The organism is Pseudoalteromonas arctica A 37-1-2 (assembly GCF_000238395.3).
Taxonomy (GTDB): Bacteria; Pseudomonadota; Gammaproteobacteria; order Enterobacterales; family Alteromonadaceae; genus Pseudoalteromonas; species Pseudoalteromonas arctica.
The window spans coordinates 625,414-647,957 of record NZ_CP011025.1; the positions used below are offsets into that span (position 1 = coordinate 625,414).

Consider the following 22,544-nt stretch of genomic DNA (forward strand, 5'->3'; position numbering starts at 1 on the left):
ATTAATCTGTTGGGAAAATATCAACGTGAGCTTGCTCGCGCATTTCTTGCTGCCAGTTAAAACTTTCTTCCTTAAACTTACGGTTAAATAACATACCATGAGCACGGTTACGTTTAGCCAACTCAGTTTTATCAGCTACACGTTTACCAAGTAACTGCACAATATGCCAACCAAACTGTGTTCTAAACGGTTCGCTTATTTCGTCTTGCTTAAGAGACAGCAATGTATCTTTAAACGCAGGTACGTACGTTGTAGGATCTGTCCAATCGTACTCACCACCTTTAAGTGCAGAGCCTGGATCTTCTGAGTATTCTTTAGCAAGTTTTCCAAAGTCAGCGGTGCCTGCGCGTAAATCTTTTGCAAAGCCAGCAAGCATTGAGCGTGCTTTTTCTTCACTTAAAATAATTGAAGGCTTTATAAGTATATGGCGTGAACGTACTTCAGTTGTTTCTACAATTTGTAAACCACGAACATCTTGTACTTTAATGATATGAAAACCAGCACCAGAGCGAAGAGGGCCAACAATAGCGCCTTTCTTTTGGCCTTTTACTGCTTCAGCAAAAAGCGATGGCATTTCGTTAATACCCATGTAACCAAGCTGTCCACCTTCAAGTGCTTTAGAGCCGCTTGATGATGAAATAGCAATACGCTTAAATTCTTGGCCATCGTTTAACAGTTCAATAACTTTATCAGCACGTGTTTTGGCGCTAGCTATTTCGTCGGCTGTCGCATCATTAGGAATGTCTATTAAAATATGACCAATGTCGTACTCTTCAGCACTTTGTCCTTGGGTTTCCATTATTTTTAAAAGATTATCAACTTCTTGCTCGCTAATATAAATACGGCGATCGACATTGGCACGTGTTACTTGTTGTGTAGTAATTTCTTTACGAATTTCTTCACGGTAAGCTTGAAAGCTTTCACCGGCACCTTCAATAGTACGGCGTAAATCGGCAATTGTTCCGCCTTGCTCTTTTGCCATGCTTGCAAGAGTTTGATCTAGTTGGCTGTCTGAGATTTGTAATCCCATACGCTCAGCCATTTGCATCATAAGCGTTTGACTTACTAAACGCTCTATAGCTTGCACACGAAGTGTTTCATCTTTTGGTAGCTCTTGGCTTTGTTCTTCGGCTTGCTTTTTAACACGATTAATAATGGTGTCTACTTCGCTTTTTAAAATTACGCCTTCATTTACAATACCAATCACTTTATCTATTTCTACTGGTGCAGCAATTGCACTTTGACAAAGGCTGACACTTAAAACTGCTGATGTTAATAATTTTTTTAAATTCATATTCTTTTTACTACTCTTGCTGATAGTACTGTTGTGATACTAGTTACTAAGAAAATACGGTCTACGATAGCCAAAAATACCTTGTTGTAATAATTTTTGTGCATCATAACGGCTTTTACTGCCAAGTCCTTTTAATACAAAATTCAAACTAATACCTGAATCAAAAGTTGCTTGTTCTTGGCCTATTGATTGATTTAAATCTGTTTCAATTTGGCGGTGCCCAGTAATTTGGATAGCCCAACAGCATGATTCATACTGTAATCCGCTCAATACTTCGATACTTCTGTTGTTTTCAAGATCTCGATGATAGCTCGCAATAAATTGCCATTCGTCGCTAATAGGAATACTTGTAAATACACCTGCTTGCTCGATTGTATTTCCTGAGACATCATTTGCATAGCGATGGTTCAATTGTACTAGCTGATTATTATCACCTTTATAATCAAGTGTTACATTTGACTGTACCATTTGCTTGCCATCTGTATCGTATTGAATACCTCCAGCGAGGTACCAACGGCGGTGCCAATGTAACATGGTTTGAGCTGCAAATAGTGCATTATAATTAGTGTCTGAGTTCAAGCCTTGCTCTGTTGGCTTGGCATCGTCACTTAAATAAAATATTTGGCCGGCACTAAAATTAAATACTTCTTCTTGTTTTTTATCAAATAGGCGCGTTGTAGCACCTAAAGTAAACTGATTAGCTGCTGCTATGCGGTCAACACCCGAAAAGCGCACGTCTCTAAATAAACCATAATAATCGTCTTGTAGCTTAGTTGTATCAAATAAGCCAATGTCTGACTGGTCTTTATTAGGTGTATATAAATATTGAATTTGCGGCTCTAGGGTTTGTATAGCATCTTCAAAAAAGTAAGATGCGTCGCGCTCAAAATTAAGCTGAGAATACAAACGTACTTTTGGGATAGTACGCGATACAGTATCGCTGTATTGCGTGCCGGTTAAGTTTCCGCTTTGCTTATAATTAGTTTGTAATAAGCTCACTTCAGATAAAAATGACCACGCGTGAGTGGCATAGTTGTAGCGTGCTTTAGGCTCTACGTGTACACGAGTTGCGCTGTCTATCGCTACTTCAGATGAGTCATTAGTAAAATGGCTAATCTCGCCCGACACACTAAAGTCAAAATTATCAAAACGCCAAGGCGCAGTTTGCGTAAAATTAACTTGTGGTATTGCAGTGTATGATTCTAAGTGATCGCCCAGTACTTCAAAGTTTTGCACTTTTATATCGGTGCGCCATGTATCACCCAAATGAGTAAGTGAACCAGTACGATATAACTGAGTATCGGTTTTACTTGCGTAGTTTGAAGTTAAGTCGGTGATGTAGTTATCATCGCTCACATTGGTTATATCAACGTTTGCGCGCCAGTTTTCACCTAGGTAGCTTTGTTGTTGCCAATGAAACATATAGCGTTCATTTAAGTCTGGCTCAGAATCATCACTATCTAAATACTCAATCCCTACTAAGCCTTCGTGTTGCTCTGTTAGGTATCTAAATTCTGTTTGTAATTGCAGCCCTTTGTTAGACATATAACGAGGCGTAATAGTGGCATCAAAATTAGGTGCAATATTTAAATAGTACGGCGTAATTGTTTCAAGGCCGTATTTGTCAGAGCTTGAAATAGTCGGGGTAAGTAAACCCGATTTACGGCGCTCATCCAGCGGGAATGTAAAATAAGGTAAATATAAAACCGGTGTATCGAGAATACGTAATACGGCGTTATATGTTTCGCCCCAGCCTTCTTCGCGTGAAAGGTTTATTTCGTCAGCTTCAATTTCCCATACTGGGGTGCCACTTGGGCAAGTAGTAAAGCTTGCATTCATGAGTAATAGGCCAGACTGATTAACAGTGAGCTTTTCAGCGCCGCCTTTACCTTGTTGTTCGGTTAGGCTGTAGTCGGCGCCTAACAAACTGACTTCTGAATTATTTAAATCGGCATTTAATCCGGTGCTGTTTACTTTACTTACGTAATCTTGATAAGTAATTGGCCCCGTTGCATTTAATAAACCGCGCTGTTTGTCTATCAACGCAGTTTGTGCGGACAAACTCATCTTAAGGGTGTTAATATCAACATTGCCGGTAAATTCAGCGCTTTGAGTGCCAAGTAGCTCAACATCATCAGCTTGAATATCAACTTCACCAAGGTTAAGGCCTTCAAGTGGTTGCCAAGCTCTGGTTTGCATTGAAATGCCACAAAGGTTGTGTGCCAGTTCAGTTTCGGCAAGCGATGGTGCGCTAACTACGCTTAGCATCAATATGCCCCAGGTTTTGCTCATTTATCGACCTTAATACTGTGTGTTTAATATAATATACACATAATAAAGGAAAATAATGGCAATTACAGTAATTGACCTAATTAACTTAGTGAAAAATAGATATCTTATAAAATGACACGCTTTGAGAATTTACAACAATTTATAAACATACACCTTAATGCCAAGTCGCATACTTTAAACGCGATCACGGGTGATGCTAGCTTTCGCCGTTATTACCGTTTAAATCACGATAATAAGCATTTAATAGTGATGGACTCAGATCCAAAAAAAGTGAATAACGAACCTTACATTTCGCTAAACCAGGTGTTTGTTGAGCAAGGTTTTTTACTTCCTACTATTATTGCAAGTGATGAGAAACAAGGCTTTTTTGTTCTTAGTGATTTAGGCAGTACGCACCTAGCTGACATGCTTGACGATGCAAACCGCACCGAGCACTATCAAGCATTAATTAGTTTAAGCGCTCAATGGGCTAAAACGCCTGCAGCTTCTGCTATGCAAGCGTACAACGAAGATTTTATAAAGCTAGAGCTTGATATATTTAGCCAGTGGTTAGTGAGTGACTTTATTAATGAGCCACTAAGCGCAGAACAAAACGTAATGTGGAAAACAAGTTCAGAGCTATTAATAAAGGCCATGCTTGAGCAACCCACTGTTACTGTTCATCGCGATTACCATAGCCGTAATATTATGAACAGTAACGGCCAGTGGGCAATTATAGATTATCAAGACGCAGTACGCGGGCCGCTTTGCTACGATTTAGTATCGCTACTACGCGATTGCTACTTTAAACTGCCTCAACAAGAGTTAACAAGCTTGCTTGATTTTGCTTATCAGGAATTTACGGCTCAAAATTTACTGGCTAATACTTCATTTGATGAGTTTAAATATTGGTTTGATTTAACTGGATTACAGCGCCACTTAAAAGCTGCGGGTATATTTTGTCGATTGTATTTACGCGATGGTAAAACAGGTTATTTAGATAATATTTTACCGACACTTGATTACATTATTGAAGTAGCAGCAAATTACCCAGAGCTAAAAGCGTTGAGTGAGTGGACAAAAAATACCATAGTGCCAAAAGTGACTGAAAAGTTAGCAAAGGAGCGCTCATGAAAGCGATGATTTTAGCGGCAGGGCGCGGACAACGTATGATGCCGCTCACGCAAAATATGCCAAAGCCAATGTTAAAAGTGGCAGGAAAACCACTTATTGAGCACCATATAAATAACCTTAAAGCAGCCGGCATTACCGATATTGTAATAAACCTTGCGTGGCAGGGTGATAAAATAAAAGACTATTTTAAAGATGGCAGTCAATTTGGCGTAAATATACTTTATAGCCAAGAAGTTGAAGGTGGCCTTGAAACAGCCGGCGGTATTATTGAAGCGTTACCGTTGTTGGGTGAATCGTTCATTGTAGTAAATGGCGATGTATACACCGACTATGATGTAAGTGCGCTAATGCAACTTCATTTACAACCCGGTGAGGCGCATATAGTGCTTATAGAAAACCCGCCACACAATCTAGATGGCGACTTTGCATTGAGCCATTTATCGGCCGAGAGTCAAAAATATACCTTTTCGGGGATTGGCAGATATCAGGCTGATTTTTTTAAAGGGTTAACGCAAGGTATTCGCCCTTTAGGGCCTATTTTACGTGAAAAGCTAAATGAACATTTAGTCTCTACTGAGCTCTATATAGGGCAGTGGGATGACATTGGTACACCAGAGCGTTTAAACCAATTAAACACGCGCCTTGAGGCGTAACAACTCAATTTTTAAGAAGGCAGTATTATAGATGTGGGGAAAAATTCTCGGTTTTTGTTTTGGCTTTATGTTTGGCAAAATATTTGGTGCCATTTTAGGTTTATACCTAGGTCATTTATTTGATAAAAGCTTAAAAAATAACTTTGATAAAGCAGGCGGCTTTTCTAGCTTATTTAGTGGTGACGATGTTCACGAGCGCCAAGCCTTATTCTTTTCAAGCTGCTTTGCTGTCATGGGGCACATTGCGAAGTCGAACGGTCGAGTCAGCGAAGTACATATAAAAGCGGCTAACTTGTTTATGGATGAAATGGGCTTAAAAGGCGAAGAACGCCGTGAAGCACAGCATGCATTTCAGTCAGGTAAAGAGAGCGACTTTTCACTTAAAGAAACAGTACACGATTTTAAAGAACGCTTTGCTAAACGAAACGATTTAATACAGTTATTTTTAGAAATACAAATTCAAATGGCGTTTTCTGACGGGGTATTAGCCGAACAAGAAAAGCAATTATTAGCAGAAGTAAGTAAACAGCTAGGCATTTCTAAAACACACTTTGCATTTGTATTAAAGCGCTACCAAGCTGAGTTTAACTTTAGAAAGCAACAACAGCGCTTTAATCAGCAGCAACAAAACCAAGGTCAAAGTAGTAGTTATCGTGAAGGTTCTGGCCATCATGTACCGCCAAATAATAATATGAACCGTGCGCAAGCATTGGCGCTATTGGGCTTAAGTAGCGATGCAACGCAGCGTGATATAAAAGTAGCGTACCGTAAACTTATGTCGCAACATCATCCAGATAAATTAGTATCGCAAGGTTTACCAAAACACATGATGGAGCTGGCTGTTAAAAAGAGCCAAGATATTCAAGCTGCTTATGAGTATTTAAAAAAGTCGGCGTAAAAAACCGTCTATTTCTTTTGTTAGGCGTGCGTGTTGATCGGGTTGATCGCGCAGGCCAAACAACTGGCGTTGGCGGTAATCAAATTTTGCATTTCGGTCAACCCAGCGCTGACGATTTTTAAGGCTCATTAAAATGTCTGTGCTGTCATTTGCATAGTAAATATCAAGTAAGGCGGGTGTAACAAGTGATGCTGTTTGGCTCAAGCTTTCGTTACGCTTGGTATTAGGTAAGTAACTACTTAAACTGATAAATGCCTCAACTCTCTCGTCCGGAAAATCTGCATAGTACTCCAACAACACACCCGCACTCGTGCCTTGTGCTATAACAACTATATTACTCGAATCTTCCATAGCGGTTTGATACAGCGCATTAAAACGAGAAGTTAGATTTATTTTATAGTTATCAAGTATGTCGTCAGTTACTTTTTCAATTGCATTAACGTAATGAGGTTCTTCTTTTATTTTTGCAGGCTGTGGTTGTGCGTTTGTTGGTGTGTCGGGTGATGCAGGTTCCTCGGCTTTACTAGGCGCTGTATCTGCTTCATTAGGCGTTGCTTCGGCCATTTTACTTGCTTGCCAATCAATGTCGGGTACTGTCATTGCGTAGGTGCTGTAACCTAAATTATTAAGCTCTTTGCGCAAGTAGCTCATACCTGAATTATTGGTAGGTGAAGAGTGCCAATCGGGTATAAGTATTACGATACCTCTAAAATTACTACTCATATACTCGCTGTAAAGGCTTAAAAATTCTGTTTCACCCGCCAATATAGGCTTTATTTCATCACTTGGAAGTAGTCGCTCAATGTCGCTATTTTCAATGCTTGATAGATTAGGTGGGGCAATATGTTCAGCCGCGCTGATGGGGTTAGCTAAAAGTAGGGCACAGCTGAGCTGTATATAAAAAGCCCTTTTTAAAAACCGTGGAAATAGCATAACGCACCTAACTAATGACAATTAGTTAGGTATCGGCAAGGTTATCTAAAAGTTTAATGTATAGAGCGAATTAGCTAGTGAATTTAAACCTGTTAAAACTCTAATTCGGCTTCAAAAGTAAGTACTTGCTCAGTTACGGGGTGCTTTAATTGCAGCATTTGTGCATGTAATTGTAAGCGAGGAGCGGCAGCAAGTGCCTCTTTGTGGGCGTAGAGTCTATCACCTAAAATAGGATGACCAAGGCTTAACATATGCACACGTAGTTGATGCGAGCGACCAGTGATGGGGGTTAGCTCTACACGGGTTGCATTTTCTTCACGCTCAAGTATTTTGAAATGCGTAAGCGAAGGTTTACCTCTGTCGTGATCAACCATTTGTTTTGGGCGATTAGGCCAATCACAAATAAGGGGTAAATCTACTGATCCTGTTTCAGCTTCAAGTTGTCCGTATACACGTGCTATGTAACGTTTAGCTGTTTCGCGCTCTTGAAACTGCATACTTAAATGTCTGTGCGCGGCTTTATTCATGGCGAGGCACAGTATGCCAGAAGTCGCCATATCTAAGCGGTGCACTATTCTCGCTGTTGGAAAAACACGATTAACACGATTAATTAAGCTGTCGGCATGTTTAGGATCTTTACCTGGGACAGTTAATAACTCACTTGGCTTATTAACTATAAGTAAGTTGTCATCCTGAAAAAGTATTGTTAAATACGGACTCATAGGGGGATTGTAGTTAACTAACACGGCCGACCTTAGTAATTTTGAAGGTCGCTATTTTAGTAGAGCAAGCCAACAGGCTCAAGTAAAAGTTTGGCTATATTGTTTTAACTAATAATCCAAACCTAAGGCTCCTTTAGAGCGCTTTTATAACTTAATTTCTTGCGCTGTTAATAATCGATATTCACCACTGGCCAAGTTTTCATCTAGGGTAATTCCCGCAATCTGCTCGCGATGCAGTTCAACCACTTTGTTATCTACCGCGTAAAGCATACGCTTAACTTGATGATACTTACCTTCACTTATTGATAAACGCAGGCCGTAATTAGCAAGTCGTTCGGCAATAGCTGGGCGGGTTAAATCTTTTTCGTTATGCAGCATGACACCTGTTCGTAATTGCTCAAGGGCTTCATCGGTAATCGGCTCTTGGGTTTCGACGAGGTAGGTTTTAAATTTATTGCTTTTAGGTGCCGTAATTTTATGTGACCAATCGCCATCATTAGTAATAATAACTAACCCTGTGGTATCTATATCAAGACGACCTGCTACGTGAAAGTCGCTCATATTTGGCTCATCAAGTAAGTCAAAAACAGTTTTATGTAGCTCGTCACTGTTAGCACATACATAGCCAACAGGTTTATTTAGCATGTAATAGCGCTTACCTAAAAATACCAAAGGGGTACCTTGGTACAGTACTTCATCTTGCTGGGCTAGCTGAAAATTATGTGATGTGATTACTTCGCCATTAACGCTTACTTCTTTTCGCTTAATACTCGCGCGAGCTTGGGTACGCGGTATTTCAGCTAAGTGGCTAATAAATTTATCTAAGCGGCAAGGGAATTTCATTTTGGTTCACATTTTTAGTCGGCTACAATGGGCGCGATTATAGCCGATAGTGAAATACCATGACAGTGCACAGCACACAAATTTTAAGCCTTTACAAAGCAAAAATAGACACAGGTGAACTGTGTTTTGATGCTGCGCAGCAAAATGCAGTGGAAGCTTTAAATACGCTAAGCGAGCAACTTCAAGCTCACACATCGTGGTGGCAAAAAGCGACTTTAATAAAAGGTGTTTATTTATACGGACCCGTAGGGCGTGGTAAATCCATGTTAATGGATTTATTTTATAAAAACCTACCTATTGAGCAAAAGCAGCGGCTGCATTTTCATCATTTTATAGCACAAGTGCATGCCCAGCTTTCGCAGCTACAAGGTCAAAAAAATCCACTAATCCTAATTGCAAAACAGTGGGCTAAAAGTATTCGTGTATTGTGTTTTGACGAGTTTTTTGTGAGCGACATTGGCGATGCCATGATTATGGCCAGATTGTTCAATGCGTTGTTTGAACAAGGTGTTGTGCTGGTGGCCACATCGAACGCAAAGCCAGAGCAGCTTTATTACAACGGCCTGCAACGGGCGCGATTTTTACCTACTATCGATTTGATTAATAACCATTGCCATATAATTAACGTGGCAGGGGAGGACGATCACCGTTTTAGATATGGTAAAAATAGTCGTCACTATTTTATTAATTTATCAAATCACGATTTTGAAAATAAGTTTTTAGCTTCGTATCCGGCTGTAACATGCAGCAATACAGTTAGTGTGCATGGGCGCGATTTACCTTGTTTATTAAGAGCCGATAACGCCTTGATGATTGATTTTATGGCGCTATGTTCAGGCCCACGCAGTGCTAACGATTATATGTTTTTAGCAACCAAATTTGATGTGTTATATGTATCGAACGTGCCGCAAATGGGTGTTAAAGCAACGGGTAAAGTTATTGTTCATGGTATAGAAGATAGTTACCAACGCGAAAAACAAATACTTGATGAGCATACTTTTGACGACGAAGCACGGCGCTTTATTGCCTTAGTAGATGAGTTTTACGATTGCCATAAATTGCTGGTAATAAATGCGCAAACCGATATTGAACACTTGTATAAAGGTAAAAAGTTGAGCTTTGAATATGCGCGCACACAATCACGCATAGTCGAAATGCAAAATTGGTAACGCTTTATATATATTGTAAACGAGCTTGCTCACGTGAGAAGCGCAGCTTTTAATATTTATAACTGATTACTTATTGGTTTCTCTAAAGCGAAGCACCCTCTAAACCTCTTTGTGAATAAATCACTTAAGATCTTATTGCACAATGAGGAGTAAATGAGAAAACATTAAAGCATAGAAATTACGAGCTTTGCTCGTCACGCCAGCAAGCTGTGCGGCTACAAGTAAATTTAACCACAGCGTTAAACTTATCCTTCTTGGCGCACTATATTCTCAAGGGCGCGAATATTAGTAATCAAATCCTGGCGTTGTGGGTTGGCTTGTAATGCTTTTCTAAGATGCTTTAGCGCGCTCGGGTAATCTTTAGAATCAATCGCTATTTGCGATAATCCAAGCCATGCTGATAGTTGGTAATCAGGTAGGGCTTGTGCACGAACGTACATAAGTTTTGCTTGGGTGAGTTGGCTTTTACTGCGATAAATACTCGCTAAACTAAGTAGGGCATCACCTAAATTCGGGTTTATTTTAAGTGCGTTATTTAAGCTTTTAAGAGCACGTTTAGTATTACCTTGTTGCATAGCAATTTGTGCGCTGTATACAGAAAACTGGGCTTGTTCATCACGGGGTAGTTGCTTAGTTAATCTTTTTGCGCTGCCTATTAGACCTTTAGCTAAATCCCATTTTTGTTGAGATACAAGCCAGCCTAAAGTTTGCATCGTGGTATTAATAACCTCAACTTGCTGCTGTTTAGTGGCGTGTTTTAAACCTTGCTTTAATAAACTTACAGCGCGTTCACTGCTACCTTCACTTAAATGCAGCTGGGCTGCTAAAAGCTGGTTACTGGTATCTTTAGGGTTGAGTTTTAAGGCCACTTCAATAGCAGCAAGCGCTTGCTTTTTTTGATCAAGTTGTAACGCTATTTGTGCACGTTGCAACCAAAGTTCAGCTTTATCAGGGGCTTTATTGAGTAATTCTTTTAATAATGCATTTGCCTGGCTTAAATCACCCGATTCAATTAACGCAAACAATAGCCCTTGTTGATATTGGCTTGTTTCTGGCGCTAGCATCAGCGCTTGGCGGTAGGCCGCTACTGCGCTCCAAGGTTGGCTGTGCTGCACGTGTATATAAGCAAGTTGCGCATAACTTTGTGCGTCAGCTTGGCCAAGTTCAATACTGTGAACTAGGTGTGTTTGTGCTTTGTCATACTTTGCTTGTTGCATGTATAAAAGGCTCAAACCTTGGTGTGCTTTTACTAAATCAGGTGAAGCTTTTAAACACGCTAAGTAAGCTAGTTCAGCGTTATTAAAGTCTTTTGTTGAAAGCAGAACTTGTGCACGTAATAAGTTTAAAGCAGTGCTATCTTGGCTTATATCACGGCCTTTAAATAGCGCAGCAACTTCACTGTAATTACCAGCTTGTAAGAGTGGCTGCACTTGGCGAGCAAAACCGCGCTCGGTCGGCTCAATAAGGACCTCTGTAGGGCCCAGTAATTTATTATTTATAGCTAACTGCCATGTTGGATCGCTAGGCGATAACGTTACTTTTAGTGGCGCATTAGTATCACTGGCAGCGCTTGCATGCACGCTACTTACACCTAATAAAGAGAGTGAGCACATTAAAGTAGTGACAACTGCGCGAGTTAATGGTTTTAGCGTTTTAAATATATTCATGTTTTTCATTTTAATAGGCTTAAGGTTTAAATTCGATTGGCCAAATAAAGCGAGCGCGTACGGTTTCACCTTCTTTTTTAGGTGCACTAAAGCGGCTTTGTTTAATAATTTTGTCGATAGCTGGTTTAAGTTCAGGGTATGGGTTTTGTACTACCTCAATTAAACTTACCTTGCCACTTTCATCAATAAATACATCGAGTTTTACAGTAAATACATCAACACCTCGGCGGGTTAAGCTTTTTGGTAAAACGGCCTTGACGGGAGTAAGCAAAGTGGGGAGACCATCGAGTTGATTTAAGCTAAATGCATCCCAATTTACACTCATTGATTGCCATTGTGGCGCGCTTACTTTTACGCTAGGTGTATCGGGTTTTACAATACTTAAATTGCTGTTGATCTTAATTTTTACGGCTTGAATAGATGCGCCTGCACCTTCTACCGCTAAGCTTTGCATTGGCTCACTTGTTTGCTGTTGCGATATTGATGGCGGAGGAGGAGGTGGCAGTGCCACCATGGCAATCTCACGTACAACCACTTTGTCTTGTATATGGTGTTCGGCAAGTTGTCCAAGCCATAAAAGCAGTAATGCAGCACTAAGTACAATGAGGCTAAGGCCAAATGCAAAAAGTGGATGGCGATTGTTTTTTGTTTTTTGAGGCGAGTCAATCGTGTGCATATTATTGCTTCGTAGCTAAGTTAACTTGCGCCGCGCCTGCCAGCTTTGCTTCGTCAATTACTTGAACAAGTAACTCAGTAGGTACTGTTTTATCAGCTTGAATAACCACAGGGCGTTGTTGCTGTTTTAACATTTGCTCGACACTACTACGCACGCCAGCAACACCAATTTGGCTGCCATCAAAAAATACTTGTTGAGAGTCGGTTATTGCTAAAAATATAACTTGCTGCTCAAGGCGGCTGGCCGATACGGCTTGTGGTTTATCAACCTCAACACCGCTTTCGCGTACAAATACGGTTGTAACAATAAAAAATATTAGCAATATAAATACCACATCAAGTAGCGGCGACATATCGATATGTTGCCCCGCTTCTTGCTCTAGCTTGTGCTTTAATCGTGATTGCATAGTGTTACCCTAACTGTTTACTTAACGTATGTAATTTAGGATTACGCTGCGAATACGCTAAATACGCTTGCATTAACCACGCGGGAATAGCGCACACAAGGCCCAATTGAGTTGTTAGTAATGCATCACCAATGGCGTCACTCATTAACTCGTTATGGCCCAGCGCCATTACTTTAAATGTATCAAGCAAACCAACAATGGTGCCTAATAAACCAAGTAGCGGAAGCGCTGCAGTTAAAATAGAGCTTACCTCTTGCCAGTAACCTTTACGCTGCGCTTGGTATTGTTTAAGGTGCAGTAAGTCATGAAAAATCAGCTGGTATACAAATAAAGCGAGTAAAAGAATACACCAGCAAATAGGGTTACTAACGATTTTTTCAAACATTGGTCTCTCCTTTTTCTAGTTGACTTAGCTGTAATGCAAAGCCTTCGAGCTGGCTGTAGTACGCTTTTGCTTTACGTGATAGCAATGCATTTAATACCAATGCAGGGATGGCAACGACTAAACCCAATTCGGTTGTTATAAGTGCTTGTGCGATACCGCCCGATACAACTTCTGGGTCACCTGAGCCAAACAAGGTCATCATTTTAAATGTTTCGATCATGCCGCTAACAGTGCCTAATAACCCGAGTAATGGGGCTACTGCAGCCGTAACGGCAATAGCGCCAATAAAGTTATCGAGTTTATGCTTATCATGAATTAACTGATTAAATAATTGATCGTCTCGTACTTGGCCTTTTTCGCTTTGCAGCGTTAAGTTAAATAACTGCTGCTGCATGCCTGCAAATTCACTGCTATTTTCAGCTTTAAAAAATTGCTGTAATTGCATTTGAGAGTGCATTTTAATTTTACTTAAACGCAGTAGTTGCGCGGCTTTTAATAGCGCAATGGTTAGTGCAAAGCAGGCAAATAAAATAATAGGGATAGCCCATAAACCGCCTTTCTCTAGGTGTTCAAGCGGACTTTCTTGTTGGGCTTGGCTAGTCACTAAGTGCGTTAAACTAGGATCAAAAGTAAGTAATGTTGAGCCTACACCGTTTTGCTTTAAAGTATTATCGAGTGGGTTGTCGTCACTTGTAGATTGTACTAACGCTACTTTTAATGCATTAGATTCATCATCTAAATTTAATAAACCCATAAGTTTAGGTGTTTGCGCACTAAACCATGCAACAGGCCCGATTTGAAGGGTATTAGCTTGGCTTAATTCGCCATTACTTAGCACAACCGATTGTTTTTTAAACTGTGGATAAAGTGCCTGCTCTTGATTATTAATTTGCGATATAACGCGGCTTAATAACTCGTTTTGGTTATTAGTCGACTCGTTACTGCTCGCACTATTGCTGGTATTTTGGCGTACAAAACGGCTAAGTAAGTTTAATTGGTATTGCTGCTGCTGTTGCCAAGTGTCTAATCGGGTTTGTAACTGATCGAGGCTTAATGTGTTTTCGTCAGCTAGGCGGCGATTAACTGCGGCTTGTTCGCGTAATTTACTGAGCGATTGCTGCTTGGTAAAAATTTGCTTTGCAAGGGTAGCTTGCTCTTTTGAAATACTATTTTGAGTTTTATTTAGAGTACGTTGCGCTGTTTTAATATCACTTAAAATACTTTGTTTAGCATCATCACTGCTAGCTGCAAAAGAAATGTTTGCACTTAAAAGTAAAACTGTGGCGCTAAATACTTTAATTATGCTGTTAGTAGCCATTATTTAGCCCCTTGCTGGTTTTTATTTACATAACTTAATATTGGGAGTGTTACCCAATCAGCAGCGCGCTTTTTTTGCTGTACAGCAATACCCAGTGCAACTTGTTCTGCATTAATGCTTGAGTCAAATTCCCACTGCCAACCTAAGTCACTTGGAAAACCAATACCTACGTAACTTAAGTCTTCGCTTACAAACCATGCTTGTGCTGCACCTAAATAAAGCTGCTTTACCCACACTTCTTGCCCGTCAGGATGCTTAATAGCCATTTCGTGAATTGAAATACGTTGTTGAAAATCATTAAGTAGAGTCAGCATTTTTAGCGCTGTTTGTAATTTGTCAGTTGTACTGAGCTGTGAGTCGCTTAAATCACCAGTGTTTTTCCAACTACTTAAAAGTGGCGGGGGGAGTTGCACTTGTAATGAAAGTAATTGCTGAGAAATACGTGCTAGTTGATCATTTAATTGCTGTTGCTCATTTTCAAGTTCTGATTGCTTAGTAACAAGCTGTTCGCGTTTTTGGGCAAGCTCACTGGTGCTTTTTTTTCTACGCTGATTAAGCTCGCTAAGTTGCTGCTGCTCGGCATTAAGAAGCGTTAAGGTTTGCTCCATACTGCTTTTTTGTTCAAGCCAATGAGTATTTAATTCTGTGTTTTGATTTTCTATTTGTAGCCATTTATTAACGAGTTGTTCTAGCTCACTAACAGTGTCGGCCTTTACTGCCATGGTGCTACAAAGCGCGATAACTACGCTAATTGGTTTAATTAAGCTTCGCATTACTTAACAACAATCCTGAAAGTTACGACAAGCAATTACAGGGACGTAATTACTGTTAATTTTTGAGTGTGTATACAATATAGGAATTTACATAACAATGCAATTGATAACAGTTATCGTTTACATTGCGTTGTTTGAGTGGTAGGATTTCGCCGAAATTAAATATGTACCTTAAATTAACAATAGTTAAGTGCTTAATAAAAACTACGGAGTAACCATGAGTAAGCCATCGAATAAAGGGAATGCCTACATAAAGCCAATTGCAGCGGTTGTTACGGCAACGCTTTCAACTTGGGCAAGTGCACAGGATGTTCAAGAACTATCGGTAACTAAAGCAGAAACTAAAACTGAGTCTAGCTATGTTGTTGAAAAATCAACGTCGCATAAATACACTCAACCGCTACTTGATACTGCTAAAACTGTAACGGTAATTAACCAAGCGGTAATGAAAGATAGAAACGTAGATAGCTTACGTGATGCTTTGCGTAATGTTTCAGGTATTTCTTTAGCAGCAGGTGAGGGTGGTTCACCTACTGGCGACAGCATGTCGATTCGTGGTTTTAGTGCTACAAATGATATTTTTGTAGATGGTATTCGTGATGTTGCAGGTTACACACGCGATATTTACAACATTGAAGCCGTTGAAGTTGCAAAAGGCCCAGGTTCAGCTGTTTCTGGTCGTGGCGCAACAGGTGGTAGTGTTAATTTAGAAAGTAAAAAGGCGAAGTTAGACAACTTTAACGACGTTTCGCTACGTTTAGGCACAGAAAGCGATTACCGTGGTCGTTTTGATACTAACATTCAAGTAAACGATACAAGCGCACTACGTATAAACCTTCTTACTGATAAAGGTGATGTTGCAGGTCGTGACCATATTGAAAACGAAACAAATGCTGTTGCGTTTGCATTTGCAACAGGGCTTGGTACAAACAGCCGTTTTGATTTAAACCTAGAGTATCAACGCCAAGATAATTTACCAGATTACGGCATTCCGTGGGTTTACAGCGATACGCCAGTAGCTGAACTTGCAGATAGCGCGCGCTCACCTTCTCCAGTCGATTTTGATAACTTTTACGGTAATATTTATCGTGATTACGAAGATATTGAAGCCTACTCAACAACAGCTCGTTATGAGTATGATTTTTCTCAAAATACTACGTTACGTGTGCAAGGTCGTTTAGGTAAAGTAAAACGTGAATCAGTAACAACTGCACCGCGTTATTTCTCGGTTACAACAGACACTGACATTACCTTTGCAGATGAAAAAACACGTGATACTGAAAATTCACTTGCTGCACTTCAAGTTGATTTAATTGGTAACTATGAATTTGCTGGCTTTACTCACGATGTTGTAGTGGGTGTTGAACTTGCAAATGAAACGTTTACACGCCATAACTTTGTTGCAACTACGCCTGATAACCTAATTGAAGATGGAATACGCAACGACTTATACAACCCTGATGCAACAATTGCATTTACGGGTGTGTACGGCCGTGACGGTACAAGCATTGAGGCTAAAGCTAAAAACCAAGCTATTTATGCATTTGATACAGTAACGCTTAACAAGCAATGGGAAGTTACAGGTGGAATTCGCTTTGATAGCTTCACTACGGATTATCACAACGATTACAATGATCCAAGCGCTTTAATTTCTACAAGTGACGATTTATTTAGCTGGAATGCAGCTGTAGTTTATAAACCTACAGAGAACGGCAGTGTATATTTAGGCGCAGGTAATTCATTCAATCCATCAGCGGAAAGCTTAACGGTATCTACGCGTTCAAATGCAGCTGATTTAGACGCAGAAGAAAGCCGTAGTTATGAATTAGGAACTAAATGGAGCCTAATGGATGGTCGCCTGCAAACTAATGCTGCACTTTTCCGTACTGAAAAAACTAATGCCCGTACTGATGACCCATTTGCAGATAGCTCAAGTGATGAAATACTCGGTGGTGAACAGCGCGTACAAGGTTTAGAGCTTTCAGCAACTGGGCTAATTACTAAAGAGTGGACTGTAATTGCTTCATACACTTACCAAGATAGCGAAGTAACTGAAGCATTAGGCGACGACGCAACTCAAATTGGTAACGAGCTTGCACGTACGCCTAAAAATAGCGCGAGTGTTTGGACTACGTACGATATGTCGGATAAATTATCGTTTGGTTTAGGTGCGCAATATGTAGGTGAGCGTTACAACGGGACTACGTCAACACGCTCTCGTGCGCCAGGTTATACTATTTTTGACCTGATGGTTGCGTATGACATATCAAAAGATTTGAGCCTGCAGTTTAATGGTGAAAACTTAGGTGATAAAGATTACGTTGATCAGTTAGGTGGTGGACACTTTGTACCAGGTGATGGTCGTAAGTTTAGCTTAACAGCGAGCTACTCTTTCTAAGAGTAAAATAAGTACGGCATAAAAGGGCAGAGTTAACTCTGCCCTTAATTATTTGATGAAAATGTGAGAGGGCGCACATGCTAGTTAAAATTCCAGAGCTACTAACGAAAGAAGAAGTGGCTTATTGTCATGAGGTTTTGCTTAAAGCGCAGTGGGCCGATGGCAGTATTACCGCAGGGCATCAATCAACCAAAGCAAAAAATAACTTACAGCTACCTGAAAATAGCCCTGAATGCCAAGAGCTTGGCGACATTATTATGGCAGCACTTGCGCGTAGTAATTTATTTATGTCGGCAGCGCTCCCCGCAAAAATTTTTCCTCCGCTTTTTAACTGTTATCAAGGTGGGCAATCGTTTGGTGTGCATGTAGATAATGCGATTAGACAAGTGCCGGGTACGCCAGTAAAAATTCGTACAGATGTATCAATGACGTTATTTATTAATGACCCCGAAGACTATGAGGGCGGTGAACTTGTTATTGAAGACACTTATGGCTCACACAGCGTAAAGCTGCCAGCAGGCAGTATGGTGTTGTACCCTTCAACGAGTTTACATCGTGTAATGCCAGTAACAAGTGGGCGCAGATTAGCCTCATTCTTTTGGTTACAGAGCATGGTAAACAGCGACGAAAAACGTGGTTTACTCTTTGATTTAGATATGTCGATTCAAAGTTTGCGCAGCAAAGTAGAAGATAGCCCAGAGATTATTCAATTAACAGGGGTTTATCATAACTTGCTAAGACAGTGGGCGCAGACATAACGAAGATACTCGTTATTAAATATTGGATATTAGATATAAGTAATTAAAAGCTGCGCTTTTCGCGTGAGTAAGCTCTACGCCTACGACGCAGCCATAAAATTGAATTCGGTGTTTAAAATACTCGGTATGCGCGGCTTGATGCCGCGCACTTATTGTAAGCGCAAAGCTTGTTTTACTTAACCCTTATAACCGTTAGGGTTATTTGACTGCCAACGCCATGTATCTTGCATCATTTCATCAATACCGCGCACGGCTTCCCAGCCAAGTTCATTAAGTGCTTTTTCTGGCGCTGCATAACACGCTGCAATATCACCCGGGCGGCGAGGTGAAACCTGATAAGGTACAGCCTGATCGCTTGCTTTAATAAATGCATTAACCATTTGTAGTACAGAGTAACCATTACCAGTACCTAGGTTATAAACTAATGCACCCGTACTGCTGGCAATTTTATCAAGCGCTTTTAAATGACCAATAGCTAAATCTACAACGTGTATATAGTCGCGTACACCTGTGCCATCAACTGTGTCGTAGTCATCACCAAATACAGCGAGTTGCTTTAATTTACCTACCGCTACTTGTGCGATAAACGGTAAAAGGTTGTTTGGAATACCATTAGGATCTTCACCAATTAAGCCCGACTCATGTGCACCCACTGGGTTAAAGTAACGCAAAATAGCAAACGCAAAGCGCTCATCTGATTTGGCGATATCTTGTAGCATCATCTCAACCATCAGCTTAGATGTGCCGTACGGGTTAGTAGTACCGCCTACAGGAAAGTCTTCTTTAATTGGTAAGCTTGCAGGGTCGCCGTATACTGTGGCTGACGAGCTAAATACTAATTTAAATACACCTGCATCGCGCATTGCATCAACAAGCGTAAGCGTACCTTGTACATTGTTTTGATAGTACTCAATGGGCTTTGCTACCGACTCGCCTACTGATTTTAAGCCCGCAAAATGTATAACACTATCAACCGTGTGTTTTGCAAATACTGAATCTAAAAAGAATTTATCGAGAATATCGCCTTGGTAAAAAGTGGCCTCTTTGCCTGTAATATTCTTTACGCGCGCAAGTGATTCTTGTGATGAGTTACTTAAATTATCAATAACAACAACATCGTTACCTTGCTGTAAAAGTTCTAAAACAGTGTGCGAGCCAATATAGCCAGCGCCACCGGTTACTAAAATAGTCATGAAAGCTCCGTGGGTACCTTTTATCAATTGAGTTAATTTCACCATAAATAGAGGTGATTTACATGCTTTATCTGTAATTTCTATAGTTTAAATAACATCTTTTTTTAATAACGGTAAATTAAGTACTTTTGATTACATTTTACTCAGTACAAGTAACACTTTATACGTAAGATTAAGTTATAGTTAATAAACAAGTGCTAAAATGAGCCTAGTAATAGCTAGTGCTAGGTTTACTCCAATCTACACTTTTGTGATTGGTCTACCTCTTTGGAGAAAGATATGAATTTAGTTAAAAAAATAGCAACAACAATGTGTATCGCATTACCTGCGCTTGCCCATGCTGGTGAGTCTGTTGTTAAATGGCATGACTTTAATGATTATCGTGATGTGCGAGCGTCAAACCAAACAAAGAGCTCATATCACAAAAGTGTGGCAGCAAGTTTCGAAAAGCATATGGCTAAACTAGCCGAGCAATTGCCAAAAGACTATAAATTAAACGTAGAGTTTACAGATTTAGATTTAGCAGGTGATGTGCGTTATGGTGGTATGGACGAAATTCGTGTAGTAAAACCAATTTATTTTCCACGCATTAAGTTAAATTATTCGTTAACCGATAACGACGGTACAGTGCTAAGTAAAGATACTGATGTGGAGCTTAAAGATATGGGCTTTATGGATAAAATTAAAATGGGCCGCGACGAATCATTTTATTACGAAAAGCGCTTATTAACAGAGTGGTTTGGTGAACAAATATTACCAAGTTTAGATTAACTGAAAATAAAAATGCCGCTAAATAGCGGCATTTTTATTTTTAAGCTTTACTTAAAAGTAGCTAACAACGTGAGTATTTGTTGTAACTTAATGACGGTTGTTTTCAGTTTTTCTTCTTCAAAACCATCGTTAGATAAGCTTTCAACATCAGCGGCTACGTCGAGTACGTAAGGCTTAAAACGTTTAGCTTCAAAGCTAAAGCCTGAATCGGCAGTAAATAAGGCTTTAAACTTACCGTGACCTTGCTGTTGAAGCTCGTCGAGTTTTTTGTCAGCATCAAGTGCCTGACGGTAAACAATTTTTAAGTTGGCATTGAGTTGTTCAATAATAGAATCCATGGTTTTCCTAAAGCTTTGCACTGCATTGCCGACATAATACTTGGATTACATTTAAAAGTCAGGTTTGTTATATGAATATATCAGGCACAAGTTTACCCGCTGTTTCTGGCTCAGGCCAAGGCAGTGAGCTTTACAGCGCTGCTTTATCTAAAAAGCAGCAGTTAGCAGATGGCGCGGCGGCTCTTGCACTTATTGAAGGTGCTGCACAATCGTCAAGTGCGCAAACACCGGCTAAATCGGTAACAGCATCATTGGGTAACAACGTAAATATATATGTTTAAATTAGCTTAAGATCGATAGGTGTTTTGCTTTTTTGACCACCGATTTCTCTTACTAATTTAGGCACTAAAAATCCAGGCAGAGCTTTTAATAGCTCTGCCATTATTTCAATTGCTTGCGCTTCATTAATATCAAAGTGGCTCGCCCCTTCAACTTTATCTAGCAAATACAAATAATACGGCAATACGTCTGCGTCAAATAACGCTTCGCTTAAATTTATTTGCGCATCAACCGTATCGTTCACATCTTTTAAAATTACAGCTTGGTTTAGAAGCGTTACGTTTGCTTGTTTAAGCTTTTGCATGGCAGCTTTAAAATCAGCGTCTATTTCGTTTGCGTGGTTTATGTGATTAATAAAAATAATTTTTAATGACGACTTTGCTAATCTCTCACATAACTCATCGGTAACTCGCGCCGGTATAACTACTGGCAAACGGCTATGAATTCGCATTCGTTTTATTTGTGGTAATTGCTCAAGCTCATCCAAAAACCAGCTTATTGCATCGTCTTTGGCCATCAGTGGATCGCCACCACTTAAAATCACTTCGTTTATATTGCTATCTGATTTTATGTAGCTCAGTGTTTCTAGCAGACTTTTTTTATTGAGCTGATTTTCTTGATACGGAAAATGCCTTCTAAAGCAGTAACGACAATTTACAGCACAACCGGTTTTAAACATCACTAAAACACGTGATTTATACTTATGTAAAACGCCTGGTTGGTCGTTATCTTGCTCAAGTAGGGGATCTTTATTAAAACCCGATTTAGTCAAAAATTCTTGATGGCGTGGCATAACTTGTAGCAAAAGAGGATCGTTTGGATCGCCTTTGCGTATTTTTTTTATAAAAGGGATAGGCACGCGTACCGGAAATAAACTACGGGCTTTTAGGTCGTTTTCATGGACTTGGCTCGATAAACCGACCATTTCAAGCAAGGCTTTTGGGCAGGTAACTACATTTGCTAATTCTTTTTGCCAGTTTTTATGCAAATTTGCTTCATTTCTTTGTATCATTGGCATGTAGATTACTCGAAAAAATATAAATAGAGGAAACGATGGCGAATTATAGCACCAACGAGTTCAAGGGCGGCCTAAAAATTATGATGGACGGCGAGCCTTGCAGTATCTTAGAAAATGAAATGGTAAAACCTGGTAAAGGTCAGGCGTTTAACCGTGTTCGTATCCGTAAACTTATCTCTGGTAAGGTGCTTGAAAAAACCTTTAAATCGGGTGAATCAGTTGAAGGTGCTGATGTAATGGATACTGATTTAGCGTATCTATACACAGACGGCGAATTTTGGCATTTCATGAACAACGAAACATTTGAGCAAATTGCTGCTGACGAAAAAGCACTAGGCGATTCAGTAAAATGGTTAGTTGAAAATGATTTATGCACAATTACATTATGGAACGGCAGCCCTATTGCTGTTACACCACCTAACTTTGTTGAGCTTGAGATCACTGAAACTGATCCTGGCCTTAAAGGCGATACAGCGGGTACTGGTGGTAAACCAGCAACGCTTAGCACAGGCGCTGTGGTACGAGTTCCATTATTCGTACAAATTGGCGAAGTAATTAAAGTAGACACTCGTAACGGTGAATATGTAAGCCGTGTTAAGTAAGCTTTAACATTGTTTATAAAATCCCAGCTTACGCTGGGATTTTTT

23 protein-coding genes are annotated in these 22,544 nt (G+C 40.0%); 9 read left to right on the forward strand and 14 right to left on the reverse strand.

Annotation, left to right across the window (positions count from 1 at the left end):
- Position 1: 1 nt before the first annotated feature.
- Both surA and lptD read right to left on the reverse strand, forming a co-directional pair.
- Positions 2 to 1,294: a peptidylprolyl isomerase SurA gene (surA, locus tag PARC_RS02710; RefSeq protein WP_010555249.1), complete on the reverse strand. Its 1,293-nt coding sequence runs from the start codon at positions 1,292 to 1,294 to the stop codon at positions 2 to 4.
- A gap of 39 nt (positions 1,295 to 1,333) precedes the next feature.
- Complete coding sequence (gene lptD / locus PARC_RS02715; protein WP_010555250.1) at positions 1,334 to 3,586, reverse strand: LPS assembly protein LptD; 2,253 nt, start codon at positions 3,584 to 3,586, stop codon at positions 1,334 to 1,336.
- A 111-nt stretch (positions 3,587 to 3,697) separates the two neighbouring features.
- On the opposite strand from lptD, the gene PARC_RS02720 reads away from it, so the two are divergent.
- From PARC_RS02720 to djlA, 3 genes are read left to right on the forward strand one after another with little or no spacing between them, the layout of a single operon-like run.
- Positions 3,698 to 4,699 carry an aminoglycoside phosphotransferase family protein gene (locus PARC_RS02720; RefSeq protein ID WP_010555251.1) on the forward strand — a complete coding sequence of 334 codons (1,002 nt, stop codon included), beginning with the start codon at positions 3,698 to 3,700 and terminating at the stop codon, positions 4,697 to 4,699.
- Positions 4,696 to 5,352: an N-acetylmuramate alpha-1-phosphate uridylyltransferase MurU gene (gene murU / locus PARC_RS02725; RefSeq protein WP_010555252.1), complete on the forward strand. Its 657-nt coding sequence runs from the start codon at positions 4,696 to 4,698 to the stop codon at positions 5,350 to 5,352. The genes PARC_RS02720 and murU overlap by 4 nt, the downstream gene beginning before the upstream one ends.
- A gap of 31 nt (positions 5,353 to 5,383) precedes the next feature.
- Positions 5,384 to 6,250: a co-chaperone DjlA gene (gene djlA, locus PARC_RS02730; RefSeq protein ID WP_007585079.1), complete on the forward strand. Its 867-nt coding sequence runs from the start codon at positions 5,384 to 5,386 to the stop codon at positions 6,248 to 6,250.
- Here djlA and PARC_RS02735 read toward each other — a convergent pair.
- From PARC_RS02735 to rsuA, 3 genes are all read right to left on the reverse strand, one after another.
- Entirely contained in the window at positions 6,233 to 7,183 is a 951-nt protein-coding gene (locus tag PARC_RS02735; protein WP_010555253.1) for a DUF3530 family protein, read from the reverse strand. The two genes, djlA and PARC_RS02735, sit on opposite strands and share 18 nt — an antisense overlap.
- Before the next feature lie 92 nt (positions 7,184 to 7,275).
- Positions 7,276 to 7,929 carry a bifunctional tRNA pseudouridine(32) synthase/23S rRNA pseudouridine(746) synthase RluA gene (gene rluA / locus PARC_RS02740; RefSeq protein ID WP_010555254.1) on the reverse strand — a complete coding sequence of 218 codons (654 nt, stop codon included), beginning with the start codon at positions 7,927 to 7,929 and terminating at the stop codon, positions 7,276 to 7,278.
- A gap of 120 nt (positions 7,930 to 8,049) precedes the next feature.
- Positions 8,050 to 8,748, reverse strand: coding sequence for a 16S rRNA pseudouridine(516) synthase RsuA (rsuA, locus tag PARC_RS02745; RefSeq protein WP_010555255.1), 699 nt, complete (start codon positions 8,746 to 8,748; stop codon positions 8,050 to 8,052).
- A 59-nt stretch (positions 8,749 to 8,807) separates the two neighbouring features.
- Here rsuA and zapE point away from each other — a divergent pair, with 59 nt between their 5' ends.
- Positions 8,808 to 9,917, forward strand: coding sequence for a cell division protein ZapE (zapE, locus tag PARC_RS02750; protein ID WP_010555256.1), 1,110 nt, complete (start codon positions 8,808 to 8,810; stop codon positions 9,915 to 9,917).
- A gap of 245 nt (positions 9,918 to 10,162) precedes the next feature.
- Here zapE and PARC_RS02755 read toward each other — a convergent pair whose 3' ends face one another.
- Genes PARC_RS02755 through PARC_RS02780 form a run of 6 tightly spaced genes read right to left on the reverse strand, consistent with a single transcriptional unit; the run spans position 10,163 to position 15,142 of the window.
- Entirely contained in the window at positions 10,163 to 11,584 is a 1,422-nt protein-coding gene (locus PARC_RS02755; protein ID WP_033012834.1) for a tetratricopeptide repeat protein, read from the reverse strand.
- 19 nt (positions 11,585 to 11,603) lie between these two features.
- Positions 11,604 to 12,260, reverse strand: a complete 657-nt coding sequence (locus PARC_RS02760; RefSeq protein ID WP_010555258.1) for an energy transducer TonB — start codon at positions 12,258 to 12,260, stop codon at positions 11,604 to 11,606.
- 1 nt (position 12,261) lies between these two features.
- Positions 12,262 to 12,666, reverse strand: coding sequence for an ExbD/TolR family protein (locus PARC_RS02765; protein ID WP_010555259.1), 405 nt, complete (start codon positions 12,664 to 12,666; stop codon positions 12,262 to 12,264).
- 4 nt (positions 12,667 to 12,670) lie between these two features.
- A complete protein-coding gene (locus PARC_RS02770) occupies positions 12,671 to 13,051 on the reverse strand; it encodes a MotA/TolQ/ExbB proton channel family protein (RefSeq protein WP_002960812.1) in 381 nt (126 codons plus the stop codon).
- On the reverse strand, positions 13,044 to 14,369 hold the full coding sequence (locus PARC_RS02775; protein ID WP_010555260.1) for a MotA/TolQ/ExbB proton channel family protein: 1,326 nt from the start codon (positions 14,367 to 14,369) through the stop codon (positions 13,044 to 13,046). The genes PARC_RS02770 and PARC_RS02775 overlap by 8 nt, the downstream gene beginning before the upstream one ends.
- Entirely contained in the window at positions 14,369 to 15,142 is a 774-nt protein-coding gene (locus PARC_RS02780) for a DUF3450 family protein (protein ID WP_010555261.1), read from the reverse strand. The genes PARC_RS02775 and PARC_RS02780 overlap by 1 nt, the downstream gene beginning before the upstream one ends.
- Before the next feature lie 217 nt (positions 15,143 to 15,359).
- Between PARC_RS02780 and PARC_RS02785 the strand changes: the two genes are divergently transcribed.
- Positions 15,360 to 17,540 carry a TonB-dependent receptor gene (locus tag PARC_RS02785; protein ID WP_010555262.1) on the forward strand — a complete coding sequence of 727 codons (2,181 nt, stop codon included), beginning with the start codon at positions 15,360 to 15,362 and terminating at the stop codon, positions 17,538 to 17,540.
- A 77-nt stretch (positions 17,541 to 17,617) separates the two neighbouring features.
- Positions 17,618 to 18,298: a Fe2+-dependent dioxygenase gene (locus PARC_RS02790; RefSeq protein ID WP_007585050.1), complete on the forward strand. Its 681-nt coding sequence runs from the start codon at positions 17,618 to 17,620 to the stop codon at positions 18,296 to 18,298.
- A 176-nt stretch (positions 18,299 to 18,474) separates the two neighbouring features.
- Here PARC_RS02790 and galE read toward each other — a convergent pair whose 3' ends face one another.
- Positions 18,475 to 19,491, reverse strand: a complete 1,017-nt coding sequence (galE, locus tag PARC_RS02795; protein ID WP_007585049.1) for a UDP-glucose 4-epimerase GalE — start codon at positions 19,489 to 19,491, stop codon at positions 18,475 to 18,477.
- A 279-nt stretch (positions 19,492 to 19,770) separates the two neighbouring features.
- On the opposite strand from galE, the gene PARC_RS02800 reads away from it, so the two are divergent.
- Positions 19,771 to 20,262 carry a DUF3016 domain-containing protein gene (locus PARC_RS02800; protein ID WP_010555263.1) on the forward strand — a complete coding sequence of 164 codons (492 nt, stop codon included), beginning with the start codon at positions 19,771 to 19,773 and terminating at the stop codon, positions 20,260 to 20,262.
- A 47-nt stretch (positions 20,263 to 20,309) separates the two neighbouring features.
- On the opposite strand, the gene PARC_RS02805 is transcribed toward PARC_RS02800, so the two are convergent.
- Positions 20,310 to 20,600, reverse strand: coding sequence for a hypothetical protein (locus tag PARC_RS02805; RefSeq protein ID WP_007585044.1), 291 nt, complete (start codon positions 20,598 to 20,600; stop codon positions 20,310 to 20,312).
- 71 nt (positions 20,601 to 20,671) lie between these two features.
- Here PARC_RS02805 and PARC_RS02810 point away from each other — a divergent pair, with 71 nt between their 5' ends.
- Entirely contained in the window at positions 20,672 to 20,881 is a 210-nt protein-coding gene (locus PARC_RS02810) for a hypothetical protein (RefSeq protein WP_002960797.1), read from the forward strand.
- On the opposite strand, the gene epmB is transcribed toward PARC_RS02810, so the two are convergent.
- Positions 20,878 to 21,891, reverse strand: a complete 1,014-nt coding sequence (gene epmB / locus PARC_RS02815) for an EF-P beta-lysylation protein EpmB (protein WP_033012831.1) — start codon at positions 21,889 to 21,891, stop codon at positions 20,878 to 20,880. The genes PARC_RS02810 and epmB overlap by 4 nt on opposite strands.
- A 41-nt stretch (positions 21,892 to 21,932) precedes the next feature.
- On the opposite strand from epmB, the gene efp reads away from it, so the two are divergent.
- Positions 21,933 to 22,499: an elongation factor P gene (efp, locus tag PARC_RS02820; RefSeq protein ID WP_010555265.1), complete on the forward strand. Its 567-nt coding sequence runs from the start codon at positions 21,933 to 21,935 to the stop codon at positions 22,497 to 22,499.
- Positions 22,500 to 22,544: the final 45 nt, after the last annotated feature.